This is a genomic window from Streptomyces sp. NPDC048392 (genome assembly GCF_043200575.1).
Taxonomy (GTDB): Bacteria; Actinomycetota; Actinomycetes; order Streptomycetales; family Streptomycetaceae; genus Streptomyces.
Window position 1 is genome coordinate 90277 of sequence record NZ_JBICYB010000007.1, and the last position, 25673, is coordinate 115949.

The 25673-nt window shown below is 73.1% G+C and carries 23 protein-coding genes; 8 read left to right on the forward strand and 15 right to left on the reverse strand.

What is annotated here, in order from left to right; genetic code table 11:
• The first annotated feature begins 112 nt into the window (after positions 1 to 112).
• Positions 113 to 1342: a lactonase family protein gene (locus ACGFYH_RS13020; protein WP_393803195.1), complete on the forward strand. Its 1230-nt coding sequence runs from the start codon at positions 113 to 115 to the stop codon at positions 1340 to 1342.
• On the opposite strand, the gene ACGFYH_RS13025 is transcribed toward ACGFYH_RS13020, so the two are convergent.
• A complete protein-coding gene (locus tag ACGFYH_RS13025) occupies positions 1310 to 2038 on the reverse strand; it encodes a DUF2470 domain-containing protein (protein WP_393803196.1) in 729 nt (242 codons plus the stop codon). The genes ACGFYH_RS13020 and ACGFYH_RS13025 overlap by 33 nt on opposite strands.
• Before the next feature lie 96 nt (positions 2039 to 2134).
• Complete coding sequence (locus ACGFYH_RS13030) at positions 2135 to 2743, reverse strand: TetR/AcrR family transcriptional regulator (RefSeq protein WP_393803197.1); 609 nt, start codon at positions 2741 to 2743, stop codon at positions 2135 to 2137.
• A 121-nt stretch (positions 2744 to 2864) separates the two neighbouring features.
• Between ACGFYH_RS13030 and ACGFYH_RS13035 the strand changes: the two genes are divergently transcribed.
• The gene (locus ACGFYH_RS13035) at positions 2865 to 4427 is read left to right on the forward strand and encodes a cytochrome P450 (protein WP_393803198.1); all 1563 of its coding nucleotides are present in this window, start codon (positions 2865 to 2867) and stop codon (positions 4425 to 4427) included.
• Here the strand turns inward: ACGFYH_RS13035 and ACGFYH_RS13040 are convergent.
• The 10 genes from ACGFYH_RS13040 to ACGFYH_RS13085 form a co-directional block, all read right to left on the reverse strand.
• Positions 4389 to 5228: a pentapeptide repeat-containing protein gene (locus ACGFYH_RS13040; protein WP_393803199.1), complete on the reverse strand. Its 840-nt coding sequence runs from the start codon at positions 5226 to 5228 to the stop codon at positions 4389 to 4391. The genes ACGFYH_RS13035 and ACGFYH_RS13040 overlap by 39 nt on opposite strands.
• A gap of 66 nt (positions 5229 to 5294) precedes the next feature.
• A complete protein-coding gene (locus ACGFYH_RS13045) occupies positions 5295 to 6197 on the reverse strand; it encodes a sigma-70 family RNA polymerase sigma factor (protein WP_393803200.1) in 903 nt (300 codons plus the stop codon).
• Positions 6198 to 6237: 40 nt separating this feature from the next.
• Positions 6238 to 6981 (reverse strand): PIG-L deacetylase family protein, encoded by a 744-nt coding sequence (locus tag ACGFYH_RS13050; protein ID WP_393803201.1) that lies wholly within the window; start codon positions 6979 to 6981, stop codon positions 6238 to 6240.
• A 201-nt stretch (positions 6982 to 7182) separates the two neighbouring features.
• Positions 7183 to 8484: an alpha/beta fold hydrolase gene (locus ACGFYH_RS13055; protein WP_393803202.1), complete on the reverse strand. Its 1302-nt coding sequence runs from the start codon at positions 8482 to 8484 to the stop codon at positions 7183 to 7185.
• Between the two features lie 225 nt (positions 8485 to 8709).
• Positions 8710 to 9735: a LacI family DNA-binding transcriptional regulator gene (locus tag ACGFYH_RS13060; RefSeq protein WP_393803203.1), complete on the reverse strand. Its 1026-nt coding sequence runs from the start codon at positions 9733 to 9735 to the stop codon at positions 8710 to 8712.
• Positions 9736 to 9820: 85 nt separating this feature from the next.
• Positions 9821 to 10141 carry an L-rhamnose mutarotase gene (locus tag ACGFYH_RS13065; RefSeq protein ID WP_393803204.1) on the reverse strand — a complete coding sequence of 107 codons (321 nt, stop codon included), beginning with the start codon at positions 10139 to 10141 and terminating at the stop codon, positions 9821 to 9823.
• A gap of 30 nt (positions 10142 to 10171) precedes the next feature.
• Positions 10172 to 11254, reverse strand: coding sequence for a rhamnose ABC transporter substrate-binding protein (rhaS, locus tag ACGFYH_RS13070; RefSeq protein WP_393803205.1), 1083 nt, complete (start codon positions 11252 to 11254; stop codon positions 10172 to 10174).
• 42 nt (positions 11255 to 11296) lie between these two features.
• A complete protein-coding gene (locus tag ACGFYH_RS13075) occupies positions 11297 to 12310 on the reverse strand; it encodes an ABC transporter permease (protein ID WP_393803206.1) in 1014 nt (337 codons plus the stop codon).
• Positions 12303 to 13343, reverse strand: coding sequence for an ABC transporter permease (locus tag ACGFYH_RS13080; protein ID WP_393803207.1), 1041 nt, complete (start codon positions 13341 to 13343; stop codon positions 12303 to 12305). Before ACGFYH_RS13080 ends, ACGFYH_RS13075 begins: the two co-directional genes overlap by 8 nt.
• Positions 13340 to 14857 carry a sugar ABC transporter ATP-binding protein gene (locus ACGFYH_RS13085; protein WP_393803208.1) on the reverse strand — a complete coding sequence of 506 codons (1518 nt, stop codon included), beginning with the start codon at positions 14855 to 14857 and terminating at the stop codon, positions 13340 to 13342. The genes ACGFYH_RS13080 and ACGFYH_RS13085 overlap by 4 nt, the downstream gene beginning before the upstream one ends.
• Before the next feature lie 277 nt (positions 14858 to 15134).
• Between ACGFYH_RS13085 and rhaI the strand changes: the two genes are divergently transcribed.
• The 6 genes from rhaI (at position 15135) to ACGFYH_RS13115 (ending at position 22874) form a co-directional block, all read left to right on the forward strand.
• Positions 15135 to 16295: an L-rhamnose isomerase gene (rhaI, locus tag ACGFYH_RS13090; RefSeq protein ID WP_393803209.1), complete on the forward strand. Its 1161-nt coding sequence runs from the start codon at positions 15135 to 15137 to the stop codon at positions 16293 to 16295.
• Positions 16296 to 16415: 120 nt separating this feature from the next.
• A complete protein-coding gene (locus ACGFYH_RS13095) occupies positions 16416 to 18455 on the forward strand; it encodes a bifunctional aldolase/short-chain dehydrogenase (protein WP_393803210.1) in 2040 nt (679 codons plus the stop codon).
• Positions 18452 to 19924 carry a rhamnulokinase family protein gene (locus ACGFYH_RS13100; protein WP_393803211.1) on the forward strand — a complete coding sequence of 491 codons (1473 nt, stop codon included), beginning with the start codon at positions 18452 to 18454 and terminating at the stop codon, positions 19922 to 19924. Before ACGFYH_RS13095 ends, ACGFYH_RS13100 begins: the two co-directional genes overlap by 4 nt.
• A gap of 78 nt (positions 19925 to 20002) precedes the next feature.
• Positions 20003 to 20758, forward strand: a complete 756-nt coding sequence (locus ACGFYH_RS13105) for a (Fe-S)-binding protein (RefSeq protein WP_393803212.1) — start codon at positions 20003 to 20005, stop codon at positions 20756 to 20758.
• Positions 20755 to 22233: a lactate utilization protein B gene (locus ACGFYH_RS13110; protein ID WP_393803213.1), complete on the forward strand. Its 1479-nt coding sequence runs from the start codon at positions 20755 to 20757 to the stop codon at positions 22231 to 22233. The genes ACGFYH_RS13105 and ACGFYH_RS13110 overlap by 4 nt, the downstream gene beginning before the upstream one ends.
• A complete protein-coding gene (locus ACGFYH_RS13115) occupies positions 22230 to 22874 on the forward strand; it encodes a lactate utilization protein C (RefSeq protein ID WP_393803214.1) in 645 nt (214 codons plus the stop codon). Before ACGFYH_RS13110 ends, ACGFYH_RS13115 begins: the two co-directional genes overlap by 4 nt.
• A 267-nt stretch (positions 22875 to 23141) precedes the next feature.
• Here ACGFYH_RS13115 and ACGFYH_RS13120 read toward each other — a convergent pair whose 3' ends face one another.
• The 3 genes from ACGFYH_RS13120 to ACGFYH_RS13130 all read right to left on the reverse strand — a co-directional run bounded on the left by ACGFYH_RS13120 (position 23142) and on the right by ACGFYH_RS13130 (position 25247).
• Positions 23142 to 23501 (reverse strand): cupin domain-containing protein, encoded by a 360-nt coding sequence (locus ACGFYH_RS13120; protein ID WP_393803215.1) that lies wholly within the window; start codon positions 23499 to 23501, stop codon positions 23142 to 23144.
• A 79-nt stretch (positions 23502 to 23580) separates the two neighbouring features.
• Complete coding sequence (locus ACGFYH_RS13125) at positions 23581 to 24558, reverse strand: pyridoxal-phosphate dependent enzyme (protein ID WP_393803216.1); 978 nt, start codon at positions 24556 to 24558, stop codon at positions 23581 to 23583.
• 8 nt (positions 24559 to 24566) lie between these two features.
• Positions 24567 to 25247, reverse strand: a complete 681-nt coding sequence (locus ACGFYH_RS13130; RefSeq protein WP_393803217.1) for a transcriptional regulator — start codon at positions 25245 to 25247, stop codon at positions 24567 to 24569.
• Between the last annotated feature and the right edge of the window lie 426 nt (positions 25248 to 25673).

The following is a 25673-nucleotide window of genomic DNA, read 5'->3' on the forward strand; positions in this document are numbered from 1 at the left end:
TGCAAGCCGGAACCGCTGAAGGCCGGAACCGGCGGAGGCCGGAACCGGCGGAGGCCGGAACCGGCAGAGGGCGGGAAATGGGCAGGGGACGGGACCGGTACGGGAGCGCGGTATGAGCGGTGGCGGCTGGAGCAGGCGGCGGTTCGCCGGGCTGCTCGCGCGGACGGCCACCGCGGCGGCGGCACTGCCCGCGGCGGCGTGCGGCGGTCCGTCGGAGCCGGAAGCGTCACCGGCGCCGTCCACGGCTCCCACCGCGCCCGGGGCGAGCAGCGGCGTGTCGGGCAGGCAACGGAATTCCGCCGGCCCGCGCCCGCTCCTGCTCGGCACCTACACCTCCGCCGAGGGCGGCGGCGAGGGCATCGGACTCGCCGAGTACGACCCCGGCACGGGCCGGGTCACCGGCCGTGGCGTCTTCGCCGTGGTGGACGATCCCTCGTATCTGGCGGTGCATCCCGACGGCCGCACCGTATACGCGGTGAACGAGCGCGAGGACGGGGCGGTGACCGCCGTGCGGCTGTCGGACCGCAAGGTGCTGGGCTCCCGGAGCACGGGCGGCGCGGCGCCCTGCCATCTGGCGGTGCATCCGGGCGGACGCTGGCTGCTCACCGCCGACTACGGCTCGGGCAGCGTCGCCGTGCACCCGATCGACGCCTCGGGCGCGCTCGGGGACCGTACCGACCTGGTCGCGCACTCCGCTCCCCCGCCCGGCCCCGGGCAGCGGGGGCCGCACGCCCACCAGGTCGTCACCAGCCCGGACGGGGGCCACGTCCTCGCCGTGGACCTCGGCACGGACACCGTGTACACCTACCGCCTGGACGAGAGCGCGGGCACCCTCACCGAGGTCTCGCGGGCCCGCACCCGGCCGGGCGCCGGGCCCCGGCATCTCACCTTCCACCCCGGCGGCCGCCACGCCTATCTCGCCAACGAACTCGACAACACCGTCGCGGTCTGCGCCTACGACCCCCGGACGGGACGCCTGACCGTCGGCGGGGCGCAGTCCACCGGGGCGGAACCGGGCACGGGGTCCGGCCCCAACTACCCGGCGCAGATCCTGGTCACGTCCGACGGCGCTTACGCCTTCCTCGCCAACCGGGGACACGACAGTCTCACGCGGTACGCGGTGGAGGCGGAGGGCGCCCGGCTCCGGCTGCTGGGCACGGTGCCGGTGGGCGGCGGCTACCCGCGGCAGATCGCCTTCTCCCCGGACGGCGGACTGCTGTTCGCGGCCAACCAGCGGTCCGGCACCGTCAGCACGTTCCGCGTGACCGAGGACGGTGGCGAACTGCGCCCCGCGGGCGAGCCGTTCGCCTCACCCGTCGCCGTCTGCGCGCTGCCGCTGTAGCGTCCGGGGGCAGGAGGAAACGGCGTCCGCCCGGGCAAGGAGCTCGTGCACCCGCTCCGTGAGCTGCGCGATCTCCTCGGCGGGGGCGTGGAAGGGCAGACGTACGTCGCCGTGATCGCGGACGCGTTCGGCGCGCAGGGTCAGTCCGTGCCGGTCGACGGCGAGCGGCCGCACCCGGACCGCGCCGTGCAGGCTGTCCGGATCGACGAGCCGGGTCAGCCGCCGCACGGCGTCGTCGTGGCAGTCGGCGAGATGGGTCAGCAGCCGTGCCTCGGCCGGCGCCAGCGGATCGGGCCCGGCTGCCGTGAACTCGTCGACGTCGACCACCACGGCACCGGTCGGCCGCCGCAGCACCACGCGGGTGGGCCGGAAGACCAGGTGCCCGTCCGTCACGGCGAACCGGCCGGCGAGCCAGAGCCGGGCCCTGATCCGGTCCCGCACCGGGACGGGCGCCACGTCGGCGAACTCCAGCACGGCGGACGGCTCCCCGCGGGGCGCGCAGACAGCCGCCGCGAGCAGGGCGCTGTCCTCGGGGACGCGCAGGAGCACCCGGCCGTCGTCGGTCACACTGTGCGCGCCGGCGAACTCCTCGCGGCCGCCCTGCGCGGTCACCGCGCAGGACCAGGCGACGGCGAGTACGGAGCGGGCCTGCTCCGCCGCGGCGGGCGCGGCCGTACAGGTGTGGCTGTCACCCATCCCAACCTCCGTTCGGCATTCATTAGGTAAGGCTCCCCTAACTTATCCGAGATCGGGAAGTGCGCCAACCACGACGCGGCATCCCGGCTCGCGACCTCAGGGCGCGATGGCGCCCAACAGCGCCCGGGCGCACAGGTCCCGCACCTGCTCGCGGGCGGGTTCGGGGTCCCGCAGCCACTCCAGGCAGACCGCGGTGGTGAAGGCCAGCCAACCGCGCACCGCCAGCCGTACGTCGCCGCGCCCCTCGAAGGCCGGACCGAACTCCGGGTCGGCGGCCAGGGCCGCGAGGATCTGCCGCTCCTGCGCGGCGAGCGCCCGCCGGTAGACCCGGCGCACCGCCCGGTCGCCGGTCGCGTCGGCGCGATGGAAGGCGCGGTAGCCGTGCGCGTGGGCCCGGACGTACTCCAGGTACGCGTCGAGGCCCGCGGTGAGCTGCTCGCGGACCGGTACACCCGGAACGGCTGCCGTCATGCGCAGCATGCGCTCGCTCTCGCGCTCGACGACCGCCGCGAAGAAGTCCCGTTTGGCCGGGAAGTAGTGGTAGAGCAGCCCTCGGGAGACCCCGGCGATCTCGGCGACCCGCTCGATCCGGACCTCGTCGTAGGGGCTCTCGGAGAACAGCCTCGCACCCACCGACAGCAACTGCTCCCGACGCTCCCCCGTACTGAGCCGGCGGCGGGTGCGCTCGCCCTGGTTCGCCACCATGCGCGCACCTTACTTGACGACGGTTCAACACCGGGACGAGACTGGGCGCGTTATTGAATCCATGTACAACACGCCTGCCTCGGCTCGTGCGACACGCCGCTGCGTCAAGGGAGATCACGTCATGGCCCGGACAGTGAGGGAAACGGCCCTGGACGGGCTGCCGAAGGGCTTCCGCGGTGCCGAGCTGGGCTGGCCCGAACTGCACCGCATCCCGCACCCGCCGTACCGGCTCCCCCTGCTCGGGGACGTGGTGGGGGCGAGCAGGCGCACCCCGATGCAGGACTCGCTGCGGTACGCGCGGCAGCTGGGGCCGATCTTCCGGCGGCGGGCCTTCGGCAAGGAGTTCGTGTTCGTGTGGGGCGCCTCCCTCGCCGCCGACCTCGCGGACGAGGCGCGGTTCGCCAAGCACGTGGGCCTGGGTGTGGCCAACCTGCGGCCGGTCGCCGGGGACGGACTGTTCACGGCGTACAACCACGAGCCCAACTGGCAGCTCGCGCACGACGTGCTGGCGCCCGGGTTCAGCCGCGAGGCCATGGCGGGGTACCACACGACGATGCTGGACGTGGCCGCGCGCCTCACCGGCCACTGGGACCTGGCCGAGGCGGCGGGCCGGGCGGTGGACATACCCGGTGACATGACCAAGCTGACGCTGGAGACCATCGCGCGCACCGGTTTCGGGCATGACTTCGGCTCCTTCGAGCGCTCCCGGCTCCATCCCTTCGTCACCGCGATGGTCGGCACGCTCGGCTACGCGCAGCGCCTGAACACGGTCCCCGCGCCGCTCGCCCCCTGGCTGCTGCGCGACGCGAGCCGCCGCAACGCCGCCGACATCGCGTACCTGAACCGCACGGTCGACGACCTCGTCCGCGAACGCCGCGCTGCCGACGGCGCGGGCGGCGCCGGGGACCTGCTCGACCGGATGCTGGCGACGGCGCACCCCGAGACCGGTGAGCGGCTGTCACCCCAGAACGTCCGCCGACAGGTCATCACCTTCCTGGTCGCCGGTCACGAGACCACCTCGGGCGCGCTCTCCTTCGCCCTGCACTACCTCGCCCGGCACCCCGGGATCGCCGCCAGGGCCCGCGCCGAGGTGGACCGCGTGTGGGGCGGCACCGAGGCGCCCGGCTACGACCAGGTTGCCAGGCTGCGCTACGTGCGCCGGGTGCTGGACGAGTCGCTGCGGCTGTGGCCGACGGCCCCGGGTTTCGCACGGGAGGCCCGTGACGACACGGTGCTCGGCGGCACGTACCCGATGCGCCGCGGCGCCTGGGCGCTGGTGCTCACGGGCATGCTGCACCGCGATCCGCAGGTGTGGGGGCCGGACGCCGAACGGTTCGACCCGGACCGCTTCGACGCCGGGGCCGTACGGTCACGCCCCCCGCACACGTTCAAGCCGTTCGGGACGGGGGCACGGGCGTGCATAGGACGGCAGTTCGCGCTGCACGAGGCCACGCTGGTCCTCGGGTTGCTGCTGCGCCGCTACGAGCTGCGGCCCGACCCGGGCTACCGGCTGCGGGTGACCGAGCGGCTGACCCTGATGCCGGAGGGACTGCGGCTGCACCTGGACCGGCGGACCGCCTCCGCGCCGGACCGCGCTCCCCGCACGGGGGAAGCCGTCCGCGCCGGTGACGCCGAGGGCGCCGCCTCAGAGTCCCGCTGTCCAGTGCACCGGACGGGTGACTGAGTCCGGCAGCCCGGTGCCGGGGCCGCCTTTGGCCGCGTTGACCTGCGGCTGGGTCAGGAAGAAGGCGCCCGTCAGGTCCGCGTCGGTCAGGTCGGCGTCGCGCAGGTCCGCGCCGATCAGGTCGGCGCCCCGCAGGTCCGCGCCGGTGAGGTCGGCGGCGATGAGGCAGGCCCCGCGCAGATCGGCGCCGGCGAGACCGGCACCCCTCAGACGGGCGCCCATCAGGTCGGCGTTGCGACGGCTCTTCTTGCGGCCACGGGTGCCGGCCCTGACCAGCTCGCTGGTGCGCAGCAGGAGCACGTTGACCCGCTGCCGGTGGGCGGCCACGTCGAGGGCCGCCAGTTCCCCGGGGCTCCCGCCGGCGAGGCGTTCGGTGTCGGCGAGGGCGCGGCGCAGACCGGCGTGGACCGGGCGGGCCGCGGGCAGGGTGAGTGCCTCGGTCAGGTACCAGAGCAGCTCGTGCAGTTGGCGGACGACCGGGAACACGTCGAACATGCGGCGGGTCCGCTCCGGCGGGCCGGTGCGCCAGTCCTGGCCGCCGAAGGTGACCTGCGAGACCCGCTGTCCGGCGCCGAAGCAGTCGTAGACCGTGCAGCCGGTGAAGCCGCGCTCCCGCAGCGTCGCGTGGATGCCGCAGCGGTGGTCGGCACGGAGGTTCGGGCAGGGTGTTCCGGCGTCCTTGTCGATCGCGAAGTCCGCCGAGCGGGCGAACGGCAGGGCGGCGCAGCACAGGCCGAAGCAGCTCTCGCAGTCGCCGCGCAGGGCCGGCGGGTCCGCCCGGTCCACCGTGTGTTCTCGCATGTCGTCGAGGATACGGGCCGCCGGTACACCTCCCGCCCACGTCCCCGGCGTCCCCGCGCCCCGCGGTCAGGCCTCCGGCGCGGACAGGTCCAGCCGGGCCAGCCGCTCCGGGTCGGACAGGATGTACAGGCCCGTGATGAGACCGTCGGCGACCGTGGCGTACGTGACCGACTGCGGGCGTCCCTCGGACACGGCGACGGTGCCGACCGCGCCGTTGACCAGGACGACGCGGGCGAGCCCGGCGAGGTGGCGGAAGTGGAACGCCCCGGTGACGACCTTCCGCGCTCCCCGCACCACCTTCGACCCCGCGACGCCGCCGGCCAGGGCGCCGGCGTCGACCCGCAGCACCACGTCCGGGTGGAGGACGGCTACCAGGGCCTCGAAGTCACCCGCCCGGCTCGCCGCCAGGAACGCCTCGACCGCCCGGCGCTGCCGGCCGAGGTCCGGGTCGGCGGCGGGGGTCGCGTCGCGCACCCGGCGCCGGGCCCGGCCGGCCATCTGCCGGGTGGCGGCCGGGCTGCGCTCGACGATCCGCGCGATGTCCGCGAAGGGCACGGCGAACATGTCGTGCAGGACGAACGCCAGCCGCTCGTCCGGTTCCAGGGCCTCCAGCACCACCAGCAGGGCGATGCCCACCGAGTCGCTGTGCAGGGCCTCCTGTTCCGGGTCGGCCCGGGGCAGGGCCCGCACCACGGGATCGGGCACGAAGGTGCCGAAGCCGTCGGGCATCGGCTCCTCGCGGCGCGCGGTGCGGGAGCGCAGCAGGTCCAGGCAGATCCGGCCGGTCACCGTGGTCAGCCAGGCGCCCGGGTTGTCGATGCCGTCCCCGCCGGTGCGGTCGAGCCGCAGCCACGCCTCCTGCACGGCGTCCTCGGCCTCGGCCGGCGAGCCGAGCATGCGGTGGGCGACCGCCCTGAGCTGCCCGCGGTGCTCCTCGAACCGCTCCGCCAGACGCCGCCGTCCCCGCATGTCCTGCTTCCGCCGTGTGCCCTGCTCCCCCGCCACGGGCCTACCGCCCGAAGACTTCGAAGGTCACCGCCGGCTTCCCGCCGAACCGCTCCCCCGCGGCTTCGGCGAAGCCGGTGAGGAGTCCGCGCACGTACGTCTCCGGGTCCTCCTCGGTCAGCACCTCGATGTACGTGCGGTGCTCCAGCAGCGAGCGCACCGCGCGCTCAAGCCCCGGTCCGGCGTCCACGGCGTGGGTCGGCGAGGAGGAACCGGCGACCGCGACCCACCGCACGCCGTCCCAGGGTTCGAGCCCCCGCTCGGTCAGCTCCGGGAAGATCCACCGGTTGCCGGCGTCGCCTGCCGCGTCGAGGGTGGCCCTCCCGACGGCGACGTGGTCCGGGGTGTTCCAGGCGACGCCGCCCCAGGTGTCCCGGTGGTTGAGTGTGATGACCAGCTCGGGCCGGTGCCGGCGGATCGCGGCGGCGATGTCGCGGCGCAGTGCGGTGCCGTACTCGATCACACCGTCCCGGTGGTCGAGGAACTCGACCTCGCTCACCCCGACGACGGCGGCGCTCGCCCGCTGCTCACGCTCCCGCAGCGGGCCGCAGTCGGCGGGCGCCAGGGTGTCGATGCCCGCCTCGCCGCGGGTCGCGAGCACATAGGCGACCTCGCGGCCCCCGTCGGTCCAGGCCGCGATCGCCGCCGAGCAGCCGTACTCCAGGTCGTCCGGATGAGCCACGACGGCGAGGGCGCGCCGCCAGTCGCCGGGCATGGGCTCCAGTTGCGTGATCGTCGGCTCCGTCATGCCCGCACACTAACCCGCACCACTGACATCCCACCCGGATCCCAGGCGCCGCACCTCGCCCGTCACGCCGCGCCCGTCACGCCACGTCCGCCACGCCTCGCCCGTCACGACTCGGCCGTCACGCCGCGTCCGTCACGCCACGTCCGTCACGACTCGGCCGTCACGCCGCGTCCGTCACGCCACGTCCGTCACGACTCGGCCTCATGCCTCGTCGCGGGCGAGCGCGAGCAGCCGGTCCAGGACGCGGGGGCCGCCGGCCCGTACGCCGTCGTGCTCGAACTCGTCGGTGACCCAGGTGCGCAGGCCCCGGACGGCGCGGGCGGTGGTGAGCGCGTGGGCGGTGTCGACGTACATGTCGTCGTGGTAGACGGCGGCGGCGGCCGGCACCTCGTTGGCGGCGAGGCGGGCGGGGTCGTACAGCGGTGTCCAGTCGGTGCGGGCGGCGAGCAGTTCGGCGGTCTCGCGCAGCGGGCGCAGCGCCGGGTCGCAGTCGAACATCCAGGGGTGGACGGACTCCCCGGTGAACAGCAGCGGTTCGTCGCCCGCGAGGGCCTTGGCGGCGTCGAAGCGCGGGAACTCGGTGCGGACCCGCTCGGCCGACCAGCCGGTGGGACGCCCGTCCCGGCCGTAGATGGCCTCGTGGACGAGGGCGTACAGCGGGTGGCCCGCGTACGACAGCAGGCCCTGTGCCTGTTCCTGGAAGGCGTCGGAGAGTTCGGGCCCGTTCGGGGTGCGGACGAAGGCGTCCTCCAGGAGGAAGTGCAGGCGGTGGCTGCCCTCGCTGCCGCCGAGGAGGATACCGAGGGACTGGAATGCCTCCGCGGTGAGGCGGTAGCCGTTCGGCAGGACCACGTCGTGGGTGAGGAGGTGGTCGGCGATGCGGCGGGCGCGCTCGACGTCCTGCGGGTAGCGGGCGTAGTGCGCGACGACCTTGCGCTCGATACGGGGGTAGGCGGCCCGGTAGACGTCGTCGGCGTGGGCGTCGAGGGAGGGCAGACCGCCGGTGATCAGGGCGGTGCTCAGGCCCTCGGGGGCCAGCGAGAGGTAGGCGACGGTGCAGAAGCCGCCGAAGCTCTGGCCGAGGACGGTCCAGGGGGCGCCGCCGGTGACCCGGGGGCGGATGGCCTCGCAGTCGCGGACGATGGCGTCGGCGCGGAAGTGGGTGAGGTAGCCGGCCTGCTCGGCGGGGCCGCCGCGCAGCGGGAGCGTCTGGCGGTTGGCCGGTGTGGAGGCGCCGGTGCCGCGCTGGTCCAGGAGCAGGACGCGGTACTCCTTGAGGGCGCGGCCGAGCCAGGCGGGACGGCCGATGAAACGGTTCGCCCCGAAGCCGGGGCCGCCCTGGAGGTAGACCAGCCACGGCAGGTCCTCGTCGGCCCTGCCGCTCGCGACCACCTCGCGGGCGTACAACTCGATCGTCTCCCCGGTGGGGTCGGCGTGGTCGAGGGGCACGGTGAAACGGCGGTCGGTGAGGACGACGCCTGGCTGGCGGTAGCTGACGCTCAACGGGGCTCCCGGGGGCGGACGGACCTGACGGTGCGGATCTGTGGTGCGGACCTGACCGGGCGGACCCCGACCGTGCGGACCTGACGGGGCGGATGCGCGGTGCGGATCCGGTCGGACGTTCGTGACGGCCGATTCTTTCGGCCGTGTCCCAGTTCAGCACATGCTCCTGCGGCCGCCGGCCCCCGGGATCATGCAATCGTGTTGAGAGATCCACTGAACGCCCGGTCAGCGGGCGGCGAGGCTGGAGCGCCGCACCACCAGTTCGGGCTGGAGGACGACCCGCCGGTGCGGGTGGGTCCGGTCCGTGCCCTCCAGCTCGGTCTCCTCCAGGAGCAGCTCGGCGGCCATGGCGCCCATGGTGACGGCGGGCTGGCGCACGGAGGTGAGCGGGACGGCCGCGGCGGCGGCGAACTCGATGTCGTCGTAGCCCACGATCGCGAGGTCGTCGGGGACGCCGACCCCCGCGGCGTACATGGCCTGCAGGACGCCGAGGGCGAGCAGGTCGTTGGCGCAGAAGACGGCGGTGGGCCGGTCGGCGAGGCCCAGGAGGCGGGCGCCGGCGTCGCGGCCCGCGGCGACGTCGAGCCGCTCGGTGGGCAGTTCGCGCAGCGCGTCGGGACCGAGTCCGGCCTCGGCGAGCGCGGCGAGGGCGCCGGTGCGGCGGTCGCGCACCTGGTTGAGGCCGGGCGGGCCGCTGACGTAGGCGAGGGAGCGGTGCCCGGCGTCCACGAGGTGGCGCACGGCCAGCGCGCCGCCCGCGATGTCGTCGACGGAGACCGAGCACTCGGTGGTGCCCTCGGCGACCCGGTCGACCAGCACGAAGGGGATGTTGTGGCGCCGGAAGCCCTCGATGTTGCGGCCGGTGGCGTCGGCGGGGGTGAGCAGGACGCCGCGGACCCGCTGCTCGGCGAAGAGCGAGAGGTACTCGGCCTCCTCGCCCGGGTTCTGGGCGCTGTTGCAGACCATCACGCCGAGCCCGGCCTCGCGCGCGGCCCGCTCGGCACCGCGTGCGACGTCGACGAAGAAGGGGTTGCCCATGTCCAGGACGAGCAGCCCCATGATCCGGCTGCGGCCCGCGCGCAGCTGACGCGCGGACTCGCTGCGGACGTAGCCCATCCGGTCGATCGCGGACAGCACGCGCGCGCGGGTCTCGGTCGCGACGGTGTCGGGGCGGTTGATGACGTTGGAGACCGTGCCCACGGAAACTCCGGCGGCGCGGGCGACGTCCTTGATACCCACGGAATGGGCCATCGGGCAGGGACCTCCGAGGTCGGGTGGGTGTGGGGGCGGCCGCAGTACCTTCACACAGTACCCGCGCCGCCCCGGGGAGGCCCTCTCAGGCGAGGTGGAACACCTCGGTGAGCGGCTTCATCGCCTCGTCGGGGCGGGCCCCGTCGAGGGACTCGAACAGGGGACCCATCTCCGCCTGCCAGCGGCCGTTGACCTCGGTGGCCTCCATGCCGGCCCGGGCGGCGGCGAAGTCCTCGGTCTCCAGGTAGCCGACGAGCAGGCCGTCGTCCCGCAGGAAGAGCGAGTAGTTGCGCCAGCCGGTGGCGGAGAGCGCCTCGCACATCTTGGGCCACACGGCGGCGTGGCGTTCGCGGTACTCCGCGACGCGGTCCCGGCGGACCTTGAGCAGGAAACAGACGCGCTGCATGAAGTACCGCTCCCGTAGGGTAAGTCGAGACTAGAAGGTGAACTGGTCGACGTTCTCGGCGGTGAACACGGTCGGCTCGCCGAGGTTGATCACGCCGTCCTTGCCGATGGTGTACTCGCCCATGGCGCCGGCCTCGAAGGTCTCGCCCTCCCTGCCGCTGATCTGCCCGGAGGACAGGGCGACGGCGGTGTGGGCGGCCAGTTCGCCGAGCTTGGCCGGGTCCCACAGCTCGAACGCCTCGACGGTGCCGTTCTTGACGTACTCGCGCATGTCGTTGGGGGTGCCGAGGCCGGTCAGCCTGACCTTGCCCTTGTACTTGGAGCCGGACAGGTACTGGGCGGCGGCCTTGATGCCGACGGTGGTCGGGGAGATGATCCCCTTCAGGTCCGGGTACTCCTGGAGCAGGCCCTGGGTCTGCTGGAACGACTTCTGGGCGTCGTCGTCACCGTAGGCGACCTTGACCAGCTTGATGTCCTTGTACTTCGGGTCCTTGAGCTCGTCCTTCATGATCTCGATCCAGGCGTTCTGGTTCGTCGCGGTCTGCGCGGCGGACAGGATCGCGATCTCACCCTTGTCGCCGATCTGGTCGGCGAGCAGTCGGACCTGGGTGCGGCCGAGGTCGTCGGCGGACGCCTGGGAGATGAAGGCGTTGCGGCACTCGGGCCTGGTGTCCGAGTCGTAGGTGACGACCTTGATGTCGTTCTCCATGGCCTGCTTGAGCGCGGTGCACAGCGCGCCCGGGTCCTGCGCGGAGACGGCCATGGCGTCGACCTGCTGCTGGGTGAGCGTGTTGACGTAGGAGACCTGGCCGGCGGTGTCGGTGCCGCTGGAGGTGCCGACCTCCTTGTAGCTGGAACCCAGCTCCTTCAGGGCCTTCTCGCCGCCCTTGTCGGCGACGGTGAAGTAGGGGTTGTTGACCTGCTTGGGCAGGAAGCCGACGGTCAGCCCCTTCTTGGTGGCGGCGTTCGGGTCCGCCTCGCCGGCGGTGGCGGCCGCGCCGCCCTCGTCCTTGACGTCCTCCTTCGTGGTGCCGCCGCAGGCGGTGGCGGCCAGGGCGAGGGACGTGACTGCGGCGAGGGCCGCACAGGTGCGGCGGATCGACGACTTGCGCATGGTGGGTTCCTTACGAGGACGGGCCGAGCCGGTTACGGGGTGCTACGAGGCCGGTGCGGGCGCCTTGGACGGGGGCGCCGATGCCGCCCGGCGTCCGGCCCTCGCGACGGAGATCTGCCGTGCGACCCGGGGGCCCAGCACGGAGACGACGAGCAGGACGCCGGTGACGACGATCTGCGACTGTGCGGAGACGTTGACGAGGCTCATCACGTTCTGCAGCGCACCCAGCAGGAACACGCCCGCGATCGCGCCGCCGAGCGTGCCCTTGCCGCCGTCGAAGTCGATGCCGCCCAGGAGCACGGCGGCGACGACGGAGAGTTCGAGGCCGGTGGCGTTGTCGTAGCGGGCGCTGGCGTAGTGCAGCGCCCAGAAGATGCCGGTGAGGGACGACATCAGGCCGGTCAGCGTGAACAGGACCAGCTTCTGCCGCTTGACCCGGACGCCGGCGAAGCGCGCGGCCTCCTCGCCGGCCCCGATGGCGAACAGCGACCGGCCGAACGGCGTGGCGTGCAGGGCGAGAACGGCGACGGCAAGCAGCACGAGGAACGGCGGGAAGGCGTACGGGAGGAAGGTGCCGTCGATGCGTCCGGCCGCGAAGTCCAGGTACCGCGAGGGGAAGTCGGTGACCGAGTCGGAGCCGAGCGCGATCTGCGCGATGCCGCGGTAGGCGGCCAGCGTGCCGATGGTGACGGCGAGGGAGGGCAGTCCGAGCCGGGTGACCAGGAGGCCGTTGACCAGCCCGCAGACCACGCCGAGCAGCAGACAGACCGGGATGATCGCCTCGATGGTCATGCCCTGGTTCCACAGGGCGCCCATCACCGCGCCGGACAGGCCCGCGGTGGAGGCGACCGACAGGTCGATCTCGCCGGAGACGACCAGCAGCGTCATCGGCAGGGCGATGAGCGCGATGGGCAGGGTGTTGCCGATCAGGAAGGACAGGTTGAGTGCGTTGCCGAATCCGTCGACGAGGCCGAAGGAGAGCAGCAGGACGACCCCGAGGAGGGCGCCGACGACGGTGTCCCAGCGGATGGCGCGTGCGAGAGAGCTGTCAGCCATGGCGGGCGTTCCTCTTCTGCAGGGCGTCGGCCACGCGCAGCGCGACGATCCGGTCGACGGCGATGGCGAGGATGAGCAGGATGCCGTTGATCGCCAGCACCCACACGGAGCTGACACCGAGGGCGGGCAGCACGCTGTTGACCGAGGTCAGCAGCAGCGCGCCGAGGGCCGCGCCGTAGACGCTGCCGGCGCCGCCGGTGAAGACCACGCCGCCCACCACCACCGCGCTGACCACGGTCAGTTCGTAGCCGTTGCCCGTACCGGAGTCGACGTTGCCGAACCGGGCCAGGTAGAGGGCGCCGGCGAGCCCGGCGAGGGCGCCGCAGAAGGTGTACGCGGCGAGGATCCGCTTGCGGACGGGGATGCCCGCCAGCCGGGCGGCCTCGGGGTTGGAGCCGAGCGCGTACAGCTCCCGTCCGCTGCCGAAGTGCTTGAGGTGGTACGCCGTGGCGACGAGCACCGCGAGGGCGATCATCGCCGGCCAGGGCACGGCCGAGATGCCGCCGGAGCCGAAGTCGACGAAGCCGCCCGGCAGGTCGGCCGCGGTGATCTGGCGTGAGCCGACCCAGATGGAGTCGACGCCGCGGATGATGTAGAGCGTGCCGAGCGTGACGACCAGGGCGGGTACCCGGCCGAGGCTGACCAGCGCGCCGTTGAGCAGGCCGAAGCCGACGCCCGTCAGCACCGCGAGCAGCACGGCCACGACGGGGTTGCCGCCGCCCTGGAGGTAGGTGCCGGCGGCGAAGGCGCTGATGCCGAGGGTGGAACCGACGGACAGGTCGACGTTGCGGGTGATGACGACCAGGGACTGGCCGGTGGCGACCAGGACCAGGATGGTCGCGTTCAGCAGCAGGTCCTTGACGCCCTGCTCGGACAGGAACGCGCTGTTGCCGGCCTGGGTGATGGCGATCATCACCAGGAGGACCAGCAGGATGGCCAGTTCGCGCATCCGGAAGATGCGGTCCACCAGCCGGGTGGCGCCGGTTTTGGGCGCGTCGGCCACGGGGGCCTGGTCGGGTGCGGTGACCGTCATGCGGCGGCCCTCCCCGTGGCTGCGGCCATCACGGTCTCCTCGGTGGCGTCGGCGCGGGGAATCTCGGCGGTCAGCCGGCCCTCGTGCATCACCAGGACGCGGTCGGCCATGCCGAGGACCTCGGGCAGGTCGGAGGAGATCATCAGGACGGCCACTCCGTCGGCGGCCAGCTGACTCAGCAGGCGGTGCACCTCGGCCTTGGTGCCGACGTCGATGCCGCGGGTGGGTTCGTCGACGATCAGCACCTTGGGGCCGGTGGCCAGCCACTTGGCGAGCACGACCTTCTGCTGGTTGCCGCCGGAGAGGGTGGCGACGGTGTCGGCGATGCGGGCGTACTTGACCTGGAGCCTGACGGCCCAGTCGAGGGAGCGGCTGCGCTCGGCGCCGCGGTCCATGAGCCCGGCCCTCACGGTCGTACGGAGGCCGGTGAGGCCGATGTTGCGCTCGATGGACATGTCCATCACCAGGCCCTGGGCGCGGCGGTCCTCCGGGACGAGGGCGAGGCCCGCGGCGATCGCGGCGGAGGGGGCGCCGTTGACGAGTGGCTTCCCGTCGACCTCGACCTCCCCGGCGTCCCAGCGGTCGACGCCGAAGACGGCTCGGGCGACCTCGGTCCGTCCGGCGCCGACCAGCCCGGCGAGGGCGACGATCTCACCGCGCCGCACCTCGAAGGAGACGTCGGTGAAGACGCCCTCACGGGTCAGCCTGCGCACGCTGAGGGCTCTCTCGCCGGGCGTGACCTCCCGCTTGGGGTACAGCTCGTCGAGGTCGCGGCCGACCATGCGGCGCACCAGGTCGTCCTCGGTCATGCCCGCCAGGGGCTCGCCGGCGATCCGGGCGCCGTCGCGCAGGGTGGTGACCCGCCGGCAGATGCGGAAGATCTCCTCCAGGCGGTGGGAGATGAACAGCACCGCGGCGCCCTGTTCGCGCAGGGTGCGCACCACGCCGAAGAGCCGGGCCACCTCGCTGCCGGTGAGGGCGGCGGTCGGCTCGTCCATGATGAGGACGCGGGCGTCGAAGGAGAGCGCCTTGGCTATCTCCACGATCTGCTGGTCCGCGATGGACAGGCCGCGCGCGGGCCGGTCGGGGTCGAGTTCGACACCCAGTCGCAGCATCAGTTCGGCGGTGGCCGCGTGGGTCGCCTTGTGGTCGATGCGGCCGAGGGTGCGGCGCGGCTGGCGGCCCATGAAGATGTTCTCGGCGATCGACAGGTCGGGAAAGAGGGTGGGCTCCTGGTAGATCACGGCGATGCCGGCGTCGCGGGCGTCGCCGGGGCCGTGGAAGACGACCGGCGCGCCGTCGAGCAGCACCTGGCCGGCGTCCGGCCGGTGCACTCCGGCCAGCGTCTTGATGAGGGTCGACTTTCCGGCGCCGTTCTCGCCGGCGAGGGCGTGCACCTCGCCGGGGAACAGCTCCAGGGAGACGTCCCGCAGCGCACGGACCGCGCCGAAGGACTTGGAGACGTCCCTGAGCGCCAGAACCGGGGCCGTACCCGTGTCGGACGGGTGGGTCATTGGGGGCTCCTCGACGACGCCGGGCGGGACGGCCCCCACGACGTCGTGAAAGGTTTCAACTCGGTTGCCGGGGACGTTAGGCAGCGAGGGTGTGTCGCGTCAATGGTTCCGGGTCGAAAAAGTTTCGATAATCGAAGGTCACGACCGAGTCACAGAGAGCCGGAGCGGCCAGGAGGGTTGACACCCCTTCGGGCGGCTCATAACTTCGCGTTCTGAATCGTTTCACAGATGGTCGTGCTCACAGCCGGCCACGACCCGATGCCACAGGAGCGCCGAAGTGACCGAGCTCGCCGCGGTGAAAGCCGCGCTGAAGACCCAGGCCGTCGAGACGCCGTCGTGGGCGTACGGCAACTCGGGCACCCGCTTCAAGGTGTTCGCCCAGGCCGGTGTCCCGCGCGACCCGTTCGAGAAACTGGACGACGCGGCCAAGGTGCACGAGGTCACCGGCGTGGCCCCGACCGTGGCCCTGCACATCCCGTGGGACAAGGTCGAGGACTACGCCGCGCTGGCCGGGCACGCCGAGAAGCGGGGCGTGCGGATCGGCGCGATCAACTCCAACACCTTCCAGGACGACGACTACAAGCTGGGCAGCATCTGCCACCCGGACGCGGTGGTGCGCAGGAAGGCCGTCGGCCACCTGCTGGAGTGCGTCGACATCATGGCGGCCACCGGGTCGCGTGATCTGAAACTGTGGTTCGCCGACGGCACGAACTACCCCGGGCAGGACGACATCAGGTCCCGGCAGGACCGGCTGGCCGAGGGCCTTGCCGAGGTGTACGAGCGGCTCGGCGAGGGGCAGCGGATGCTGCTGGAGTACAAGCTCTTCGAGCCGGCGTTCTACACGACGGACGTGCCGGACTGGGGCACGGCGTACGCGCACTGCCTGAAGCTGGGCGAGAAGGCGCAGGTCGTGGTCGACACGGGCCACCACGCCCCGGGCACGAACATCGAGTTCATCGTGGCGACGCTGCTGCGCGAGGGAAAGCTCGGCGGGTTCGACTTCAACTCGCGGTTCTACGCGGACGACGACCTGATGGTCGGCGCGGCCGACCCGTTCCAGCTGTTCCGGATCATGTACGAGGTGGTGCGCGGGGGCGGGTTCACCTCCGACGTGGCCTTCATGCTCGACCAGTGCCACAACATCGAGGCGAAGATTCCGGCCATCATCCGGTCGGTGATGAACGTGCAGGAGGCTACGGCCAAGGCGCTGCTGGTCGACGGACCGGCCCTGGCCGAGGCACAGGCCGCCGGCGATGTGCTCGAGGCGAACGCGGTGCTGATGGACGCGTACGACACGGACGTGCGGCCGCTACTTCGGGAGGTGCGCGAGGAGATGGGTCTGGAGCCCGAGCCCACCAAGGCGTACCGCGCGTCCGGCTGGGGCGAGGAGATCGCCGCCGAGCGGGTTGGCGGGCGGCAGGCCGGGTGGGGGGCGTAGGCGTCTGCCGGGTCTCCGTTATTCGCGGCCGCGGGTCGTCCGTGGTTGACCGCGCGGTCCCCCGCGCCCCTCGCAGAGGGACGCTCTCCCCGAACCTCGTTCAAGAAGGACTCTGAAGACATGGCAGCCCACCCCCAGGCCGATGCCCTCCTCGCCCGCTCCCACCGGCTCGGCGCCGATCCCCGCAACACCAACTACGCCGGCGGCAACACGTCCGCCAAGGGCACCGAGACCGACCCCGTCACCGGGGGTGATGTGGAACTGATGTGGGTCAAGGGCTCCGGCGGGGATCTCGGGACGCTCACCGCACCGGGCCTCGCCGTGCTGCGGCTGGACCGGATGCGGGCCCTCGTCGACGTCTACCCCGGCGTCGAGCGCGAGGACGAGATGGTCGCCGCCTTCGACTACTGCCTGCACGGCAAGGGCGGCGCGGCGCCCTCGATCGACACGGCGATGCACGGGCTCGTCGAGGCCGCGCACGTGGACCACCTCCACCCCGACTCCGGGATCGCGCTGGCCTGCGCGGCGGACGGCGAGAAGCTGACAGCCGAGTGCTTCGGCGACACCGTGGTGTGGGTGCCGTGGCGGCGGCCCGGTTTCCAGCTCGGCCTGGACATCGCGGCCGTCAAAAGGGCCAATCCGCGGGCGATCGGGTGTGTACTCGGCGGGCACGGCATCACCGCGTGGGGCGACACCTCCGAGGAGTGCGAGCGCAACTCGCTGCACATCGTCCGCACCGCCGAGGCCTTCCTCGCCGAACGCGGAAAAGCCGAGCCGTTCGGCGCGGTGATCGACGGGTACGCGGCGCTGCCCGAGGGCGAGCGGCGGGAGCGGGCGGCGGCGCTGGCGCCGTACGTCCGCGCTCTGGCCTCCCGGGACCGGCCGCAGGTCGGGCACTTCACCGACACGGACGTGGTGCTGGACTTCCTCGCGCGGGCCGAGCACCCGCGGCTCGCCGCGCTGGGCACCTCCTGCCCGGACCACTTCCTGCGCACGAAGGTCCGGCCCCTGGTCCTGGACCTGCCGGCGTCCGCCCCGCTGGACGAGGCGGTCGCCCGGCTCAAGGAGCTGCACACGGCCTACCGCGAGGAGTACGCCGCCTACTACCGCCGCCACGCCGAGCCCGGTTCCCCCGCCATGCGCGGCGCCGACCCGGCGATCGTGCTGGTCCCGGGCATCGGCATGTTCAGCTTCGGCGGGGACAAGCAGACCGCGCGGGTGGCCGGCGAGTTCTACGTCAACGCGGTCAACGTGATGCGGGGCGCCGAGGCGGTGTCGTCGTACGCGCCGATCGAGGAGTCGGAGAAGTTCCGCATCGAGTACTGGGCGCTGGAGGAGGCCAAGCTCCAGCGGATGCCGAAGCCCAAGCCGCTGGCCACGCGCGTCGCAGTCGTCACCGGCGCGGGCAGCGGCATCGGGAAGGCGATCGCGCGGCGGCTGGTCGACGAGGGCGCGTGCGTCGTCGTCGCCGACCTGAACGCGGGCAAAGCGGCGGAGGTCGCGGCGGAGCTGGGCGGGGCCGACAAGGCCGTCGCCGTGACCGTCGACGTCACCTCCGAGGAGCAGATCGCCGACGCCTTCGAGGCGGCCGTGCTCGCCTTCGGCGGGGTCGACCTGGTGGTCAACAACGCCGGTATCTCCATCTCCAAGCCGCTGCTGGAGACCACGGCCGGGGACTGGGACCTCCAGCACGACATCATGGCCCGCGGTTCCTTCCTGGTCTCGCGCGAGGCGGCCCGGGTGATGACCGCCCAGGAGCTGGGCGGCGACATCGTCTACATCGCGTCGAAGAACGCCGTGTTCGCCGGCCCGAACAACATCGCCTACTCCGCCACCAAGGCCGACCAGGCCCACCAGGTGCGTCTCCTCGCCGCCGAGCTGGGAGAGCACGGCATCCGCGTCAACGGGGTCAACCCGGACGGCGTGGTGCGCGGTTCCGGGATCTTCGCGGGCGGCTGGGGTGCCGAGCGCGCCGCCGTCTACGGGGTGCCGGAGGAGAAGCTCGGCGAGTTCTACGCGCAGCGGACGCTGCTCAAGCGAGAGGTGCTGCCCGAGCACGTGGCGAACGCCGTGTTCGCGCTGACCGGCGGCGACCTGACCCACACCACCGGTCTGCACGTTCCGGTCGACGCCGGCGTCGCCGCCGCCTTCCTGCGATGAGCGGTGCGATCGGCGGTGCGAAGGGCGCCGGCACCAGGGCGTACGCCGCGGTCGACCTCGGCGCGTCCAGCGGGCGCGTCATGGTCGGCCGCGTGGGGGCCGACCGGCTGGAGCTGACCGAGGCCCACCGCTTCCCCAACCGGCCCGTCCGGACGCCCGACGGGCTGCGCTGGGACATCCTGGCGCTGTACGCCGGTGTCCTGGACGGCCTTCGGGCGGCGGGGCCGGTGGACTCGGTCGGCGTGGACAGCTGGGCCGTCGACCACGGTCTGCTGGACGCGGACGGGGCGCTGCTCGGCAACCCGGTGCACTACCGCGACGCCCGCACCGAGGGCGCCGCGGAGCAGGTGTGGAGAACACTGCCCGCCGGGGAGCTGTACGCGGCGACCGGGTTGCAGCACGCGCCCTTCAACACCCTGTACCAGCTCGTCGCCGCCCGGGGCACGGCCCAGTTCGCGGCGGCCCGGCGGCTGTTGCTCGTTCCGGACCTGCTGACCTACTGGCTGACCGGCGAGCAGGGCACGGAGCTGACCAACGCCTCCACCACCCAGCTGATCGACCCCCGCACCCGGGACTGGTCGCGGACGGTCGCGGACCGGCTGGGGATCGACCTCGGCCTGTTCGCGCCGCTGCGCCTGCCCGGTGACGCGGCGGGGCTGCTGCGGCCCGAGGTGCTGGAGGAGACGGGACTGGCGGGGCCCGTGCCGGTGACGGCGGTCGGTTCGCACGACACCGCCTCCGCGGTGGCCGCCGTGCCGGCCTCGGGCGAGCGGTTCGCCTACATCTGCACCGGCACCTGGTCGCTGGCCGGTCTCGAACTGACCGCGCCGGTGCTGACCGAGGAGAGCCGCGCCGCCAACTTCACCAACGAACTCGGACTGGACGGCACCGTCCGCTACCTGCGCAACATCATGGGGCTGTGGCTGCTCCAGGAGTGCGTACGGGCCTGGGGCGGCCCCGGTCTGGGCGAGCTGCTGCCCGACGCCGCCCGGGTCCCGGCGCTGCGGTCGGTGGTCGACGCGGGGGATCCGGCGTTCCTGGCGCCGGGGCGGATGCCGGAGCGGATCGCCGAGGCCTGCCGGGCCACGGGGCAGCCGGTGCCCGAAACGCCCGCCGAGGTGACCCGGTGCATCCTCGACTCGCTGGCGCTGGCCCACCGCGGCGCCGTCGAGGAGGCGCAGCGGCTCGCCGGGCATCCGGTCGACGTCGTGCACGTCGTCGGCGGAGGCACCCGCAACGCGCTGTTGTGCCGGCTGACCGCCGACGCCTGCGGGCTGCCGGTGGTGGCGGGGCCGACGGAGGCCGCCGCGCTCGGCAACGTCCTCGTGCAGGCCCGCGCCCACGGTCCGGTCGGCGACCTCGCCGGGATGCGCCGCCTGCTGGCGCGCACGCAGTCGCTGACCCGGTACGAACCGAGCGGCGGCACGGCACGCTGGCGGGCGGCCGCGGCCAGACTCGCCGACCGGTGAACCGGGCCTGCCCGGGACCCGTTCGGCCGACTACCCTTCACCCACCCTTCACCCGATGACCGAACACGAGGAGCCGCGATGCGTGTCGCCCTGTTCCTGACCTGTGTCAACGACACGCTGTATCCGGACACCGGCCGTGCCGTGGTGAAGGTGCTCACCCGACTGGGCGTCGAGGCCGACTTCCCGATGGCCCAGACCTGTTGCGGCCAGGCGCACTACAACACCGGTTACCGGCACGAGGCCGAGCCGCTGGCCCGGCACTTCGCCGACGTGTTCGCGGACTACGACGCCGTCGTGACGCCCTCGGGCTCGTGCGGGGCGATGGTGCGGGAGCTGTATCCGCGGATGGGAGAGCGGGCGCGGGCGGAGGGGCGCGGGGACGCGCTCGCGGCCACGCTGGCGCCGGTGGTGCCGAAGACGTACGAGCTGACGGAGTTCCTCGTGGACGTGCTCGGGGTGACCGACGTGGGCGCGTACTACCCGCGCACGGTGACGTACCACCCGGCCTGCCACGGTCTGCGGGGTCTGGGGCTGGGCGACCGGCCGCGGCGGCTGCTGGAGGCGGTGCGGGGGCTGGAGCTGGTGGAGCTGCCGGGCGCCGAGGAGTGCTGCGGCTTCGGCGGCACCTTCGCCGTGAAGAACTCCGCCGTGTCGGCGGCGATGGGCGCGGACAAGGTGCGCAACGCCGAGTCGACCGGCGCGGACGTGTTGTGCGCGGCCGACAACTCCTGTCTGATGCACATCGGCGGCACCATGACGCGGCTGCGCACGGGCCTGCGGCCGGTGCACATCGCGGAGATCCTGGCGAGCACGGAGGAGGCGGTGGCCGTATGAGCGGGACGTATCTGGGGATGCCTGCCTTTCCCGAGGCGGCGCGGGCGGCCGTGGGCAACGCGACGCTGCGCGGCAATCTGCGCCACGCCACCCGCACCATCCGGGACAAGCGGGCCCGCGCGGTCGCCGAGCTGGACGACTGGGCGGCGCTGCGCGAGGCCGGGAAGCAGATCAAGGACCACACGCTGCGTCATCTGGACCGGTACCTGGTGCGGTTGGAGGAGACGGTGACGGCCGCCGGCGGGACCGTGCACTGGGCGGCCGACGCGGACGAGGCCAACGAGATCGTCGCCCGGCTGGTCGAGGAGACCGGCGAGTGGGAGGTCGTCAAGGTCAAGTCGATGGCGACGCAGGAGATCGCCCTCAACGAGGCCCTTCAGGCCCGGGGAATCCGCGCCTACGAGACCGACCTGGCCGAGCTGATCGTGCAGTTGGGCGAGGACCGGCCCTCGCACATCCTGGTACCGGCCATCCACCGCAACCGGGGCGAGATCCGGGACGTCTTCCGCTCCGAGATGAGCGAGTGGGGCCGCCCTGCGCCCGAGGGACTCACCGACACGCCGGCCGAACTCGCCGAGGCGGCCCGCCTGCACCTGCGGGAGAAGTTCCTGCGGGCGAGGGTCGGCATCTCCGGCGCCAACTTCATGGTGGCCGAGACCGGCACGCTGGTGGTCGTGGAGTCCGAGGGCAACGGGCGGATGTGCCTGACCCTGCCCGAGACGCTGATCTCGGTCGTCGGCATCGAGAAGATCGTGCCGGGGTGGCAGGACCTGGAGGTCTTCCTGCAGACCCTCCCCCGCTCCTCGACGGCCGAGCGCATGAACCCGTACACGTCCATGTGGACCGGCACCACCGACGAGGACGGGCCGCGGAACTTCCACCTGGTCCTGCTGGACAACGGGCGCACCGACACCCTCGCCGACGAGGTCGGCCGCCAGGCGCTGCGCTGCATCCGCTGCTCGGCCTGCCTGAACGTCTGCCCGGTGTACGAGCGGGCCGGCGGCCACGCCTACGGCTCGGTGTACCCGGGCCCGATCGGCGCCATCCTCAGTCCCCAGCTGCGGGGTACGGGCAGTGAGATCGACGCGTCCCTGCCGTACGCGTCCTCGCTGTGCGGCGCCTGCTACGAGGTCTGCCCGGTCGCCATCGACATCCCCGAGGTGCTGGTACACCTGCGCGAACGGGTGGTGCAGGGCGGGCCGGCCGTCCGGCACGGCAACCGGGTCGTGCTGAAGCCCGCCAAGGGACATGCCGCCGAGCGGGCGGCGATGCGGGCGGCGCGGTGGGCGTTCACGCGTCCGGGCGCACTGCTAACCGGGCAGCGGCTGGCGTCACGCACCCGCCGCCTGCATCCGCGCACCCTGCCGGGTCCGGGCCGGGCCTGGAGCGGCAGCCGGGATCTTCCGGCGGTGCCCGCGGAGCCGTTCCGGGACTGGTGGCAGCGCACGCACGGCGGGAAGGGCGGAGCGAAGTGAGCAGCAGGGAACGCGTCCTGGGCCGGGTCCGGCGCGCGCTGGCGGAGGTGCCGGCCGACGAAGGACCGTACGAGCGGGCCGTCGCGCGGGACTACGTGCGCGAGCACGGGGAGCGCACCGTCACCGAGACCGTGGAGCTGCTCGCCGAGAATCTGGCGGACTACCGGGCCGTCGTGCACCGGTGCACGGACGAGCAGTTGCCGGACCTGCTGACGCGGCTCCTGGCGGCGCATGGCTCGCGGCGCGTGGTGATCCCACCGGAACTGCCCCCGAGCTGGCTGAAGGCGGTCGACGCACCCCGCGTCCACGACCGTGCGGCGAGCACCCCGCAGGAACTCGACATGGTCGACAGCGTGGTCACCGGCTGCGCCGTGGCCGTCGCCGAGACGGGCACCATCGTCCTGGACGGCTCCCCCGACCAGGGCCGCCGCCGCATCACGCTCGTCCCCGACCATCACGTCTGCGTCGTACGGGTGCCCGCCCAGGTGGTCGCCTCGGTGCCGCAGGCGCTGGAACGCCTCGATCCCGCCCGCCCGTTGACGTGGATCTCGGGTCCCTCCGCGACCAGCGACATCGAACTGGACCGGGTCGAGGGGGTGCACGGTCCGCGCATCCTGGAGGTGGTGCTGGTGGAGGGGTGAGCGCGATCGCCGTGGCGCGGGCCGGGGCTGAGGTGCCACTGGGTACACCCCCCGATACGGTCCGGCGCCCGGTGTGGCCGGGCCCCGCTCTCTGCGTGGCGTCCTCCACGCTGCACCGCACAGGGCGTGCCACGCGGAAGGTGATGCCGGCGGGGGCGGCGGTGACGGCCGCCGCGTGAGCCGGCGGAGCCGGGAGAGGAGGGGGCGGCCGCCACGGCGGTCGCCCCCTCCCTCACCCGTCCTCGTGCCGGCCGGACGGACCTCCGGCTAGCCGGCCTTGGCGTACTCCTTCGCCATCCCACCGGCGAAGTCGTACACGACGCACTGTCCGTCGCCCACGACCCAGGCGTCGTGGCCGGGCGAGCAGACGAAGACGTCGCCGGGGCCCACCTCGCTCTCGGTGCCGTCGTCCATGCGGACGTGCATGCGTCCCTGCGCCACGTAGCAGTTGTGGTGGATCATGCAGCTGTCGGTGCCCGCGATCGGTGCCAGGGACTCCGACCAGCGCCAGCCGGGTTCGAAGGTGGCGACGGCGAAGTCCAGCCCTTCCATGTGTACGGCCTCGATGTGCCCGCGGGGGAAATCGCGCCGCTCGTCCGGCTTGTCGAGCGTCTTTGCCTCCAGCATGACGCTCCTCCTTTCCCTTGCCCACCCCTTCCATCGTCCGCCTGTCAACTCGGCGGCGCCATCCGGGGGACGCCGGTGGTCAGCGGGGTGCGCCGCAGACTTCGGCGAAGCGGGCGGCGTCCACGTTGCCGCCGGAGAGAATCACGCCGACGCGGCGGGGCGGGACGGCGATACGGCCGTTCAGGAGAGCGGCCAGCGGGGTGGCGCCGCTCGGTTCGAGGACGGTCTTCAGCCGTTCGAAGGCGAACCGCATCGCGTCCCGGATCTCGTCGTCGGAGACCAGCACGATCCCGTCGAGCAGCCGCCGGTTGACGGAGAACGTCAGCTCGCCGGGGGTGGGCAGGGCCTGGCCGTCGGCGATGGTCCGCGGGACCGGCACGGTGACGCGCCGGCCCGCCTCCAGGGAGCGCCTCGTGTCGTCACCGGCCTCGGGTTCGACGCCGATCACCCGGGTGCCGGCGTGCAGGCCCTTGACCGCGGTGGCGCTCCCGGCGATCAGTCCGCCGCCGCCGACGGGCGCGATCAGGGCGTCCAGCTCTCCCGTCTCCTCGACGAGTTCGAGGGCGGCGGTGCCCTGGCCCGCGATGACGTGCGGGTGCTCGTAGGGCGGGATCAGGGTCAGGCCCCGGTCGGCGGCCAGGGCCTCGGCGATGGCCACGCGGTCGCCGGTGTAGCGGTCGTAGGTGACGATCTCGGCGCCGTAGCCGGCGGTGGCGTCCCGTTTGGAGGGCGGCGCGTCCTCGGGCATGACGATCACGGCGGTGGTGCCCAGTTCGCGTGCGGCGAGGGCGACCGCCTGGGCGTGGTTGCCGGAGGAGTAGGCGGCGATGCCGCGGGACAGCTGCTCCGGCGTGAGGCGGGAGGCGGCGTTGTAGGCGCCGCGGAACTTGAACGCGCCGACCCGCTGGTGGTTCTCGCACTTGAGGAGGATCTCGGCGCCGACGAGGGCGTCCAGGGTGCGCGAGCGCAGCACCGGGGTGCGGTGTGCGACGCCCTCGATGCGGGCGGCGGCGGAGCGGACGTCGTCGAGGGTGACCGGCGGGGTGGTGGTCGTCACGGGTGTCCTCAGGGGGTGTCGGCGGCCGGGCCGGTCACGGCGCGGGCCTGGGAGAGGTAGTGGTAGGCGGAGGCGCGGGAGATGCCGAGCCGGGCGGCGACGTGTTCGACCGAGCGGCGTACGGCGAACACACCGCGCCCGTCGAGATCGCGGAACAGCTCCAGTCGCCGGTCCCGGTCCAGTGCCGCCCAGCTGGTGTCCCGGCGCAGCGGGTGGGCGTCCACGATGGCGTCGACCACCGCGTCGATGTCGTCGCCGAAGGTGGTCGACGGCACTTCGGCGGGGGCGCCCGCGGTCCCGGCGAGGGCGCCGAGCAGGGCGTGGGCCCGGTCGACGGCGGTGACGTCCAGGTTGACGCACAGGGCGCCGAACACCGCGCCCGTGGAGTCGCGCAGCACCATGGTGGAGGACTTCAACAGCATGCCGTCGGCCGTTCGCGTGACGTAGTTCAGTTCGTCGCGCGCCTCGTCGCCGCGGGCCAGTACGCGCATGCCGATCTCGCTCATCGCCCCGCCCGCCGTCCGCCCGGTCACCGACCCCGCGACGGCCACGACCGACCGTTCGGGGTGCCGGTAGTCGTGCAGCACCGCCTCGCAGACCGGCCCGAACGTCGCGGCGATCCCGTCGACCACGGGGCGCAGCGCGGCGAGCACGGCGTCGCGTTCGGTGTCCGGCGCGGGTTCGCTCATCAGGTGCTCCCTACTCGGACTCCAGGAAGTCCGAGACTACACGTCCAATGCCTGGACTGGGAGTCCAGCCGCTCGGGTCGTGTCCCTCCCGCGGCTCCCGGCCGGAGGCGAAGGCCCGCTCCGGCACGGGGCCGTGGCGGCCGGAACCGGTGAGCGGACCGCCGGCCCGGGGTGGGCCACCGGTCGCCTTCGGCCCCTTGGGCCGCACGGATGCCGGACGAGAGGGAGCGGGAGGGCACGGGTATGCCTCCCGCTGCTACGAGGCCGATCCGGCGGGCGACCACTGCGCCTTCCAGTGGACCGACACGGCGCTCCCCGGCGCTCCGGCCCTCGTGCTCGTCCTCGTCACGGTTCTCTTGTCGCGCCGCCGGGTCCGGCACCCCGCCCGGCGCCTGTCACTGCCCGAGTCCCTCGTACGGAGGTTCC

Bases quoted from the DNA above. Each gene is read 5' to 3' on its own strand.
- ACGFYH_RS13020 (WP_393803195.1), top strand. From the start codon at position 113: ATGAGCGGTGGCGGCTGGAGCAGGCGGCGGTTCGCCGGGCTGCTCGCG.
- ACGFYH_RS13025 (WP_393803196.1), bottom strand. From the start codon at position 2,038: ATGGGTGACAGCCACACCTGTACGGCCGCGCCCGCCGCGGCGGAGCAG.
- ACGFYH_RS13030 (WP_393803197.1), bottom strand. From the start codon at position 2,743: ATGGTGGCGAACCAGGGCGAGCGCACCCGCCGCCGGCTCAGTACGGGG.
- ACGFYH_RS13035 (WP_393803198.1), top strand. From the start codon at position 2,865: ATGGCCCGGACAGTGAGGGAAACGGCCCTGGACGGGCTGCCGAAGGGC.
- ACGFYH_RS13040 (WP_393803199.1), bottom strand. From the start codon at position 5,228: ATGCGAGAACACACGGTGGACCGGGCGGACCCGCCGGCCCTGCGCGGC.
- ACGFYH_RS13045 (WP_393803200.1), bottom strand. From the start codon at position 6,197: ATGCGGGGACGGCGGCGTCTGGCGGAGCGGTTCGAGGAGCACCGCGGG.
- ACGFYH_RS13050 (WP_393803201.1), bottom strand. From the start codon at position 6,981: ATGACGGAGCCGACGATCACGCAACTGGAGCCCATGCCCGGCGACTGG.
- ACGFYH_RS13060 (WP_393803203.1), bottom strand. From the start codon at position 9,735: ATGGCCCATTCCGTGGGTATCAAGGACGTCGCCCGCGCCGCCGGAGTT.
- ACGFYH_RS13065 (WP_393803204.1), bottom strand. From the start codon at position 10,141: ATGCAGCGCGTCTGTTTCCTGCTCAAGGTCCGCCGGGACCGCGTCGCG.
- rhaS (WP_393803205.1), bottom strand. From the start codon at position 11,254: ATGCGCAAGTCGTCGATCCGCCGCACCTGTGCGGCCCTCGCCGCAGTC.
- ACGFYH_RS13075 (WP_393803206.1), bottom strand. From the start codon at position 12,310: ATGGCTGACAGCTCTCTCGCACGCGCCATCCGCTGGGACACCGTCGTC.
- ACGFYH_RS13080 (WP_393803207.1), bottom strand. From the start codon at position 13,343: ATGACGGTCACCGCACCCGACCAGGCCCCCGTGGCCGACGCGCCCAAA.
- ACGFYH_RS13085 (WP_393803208.1), bottom strand. From the start codon at position 14,857: ATGACCCACCCGTCCGACACGGGTACGGCCCCGGTTCTGGCGCTCAGG.
- ACGFYH_RS13095 (WP_393803210.1), top strand. From the start codon at position 16,416: ATGGCAGCCCACCCCCAGGCCGATGCCCTCCTCGCCCGCTCCCACCGG.
- ACGFYH_RS13100 (WP_393803211.1), top strand. From the start codon at position 18,452: ATGAGCGGTGCGATCGGCGGTGCGAAGGGCGCCGGCACCAGGGCGTAC.
- ACGFYH_RS13105 (WP_393803212.1), top strand. From the start codon at position 20,003: ATGCGTGTCGCCCTGTTCCTGACCTGTGTCAACGACACGCTGTATCCG.
- ACGFYH_RS13110 (WP_393803213.1), top strand. From the start codon at position 20,755: ATGAGCGGGACGTATCTGGGGATGCCTGCCTTTCCCGAGGCGGCGCGG.
- ACGFYH_RS13120 (WP_393803215.1), bottom strand. From the start codon at position 23,501: ATGCTGGAGGCAAAGACGCTCGACAAGCCGGACGAGCGGCGCGATTTC.
- ACGFYH_RS13130 (WP_393803217.1), bottom strand. From the start codon at position 25,247: ATGAGCGAACCCGCGCCGGACACCGAACGCGACGCCGTGCTCGCCGCG.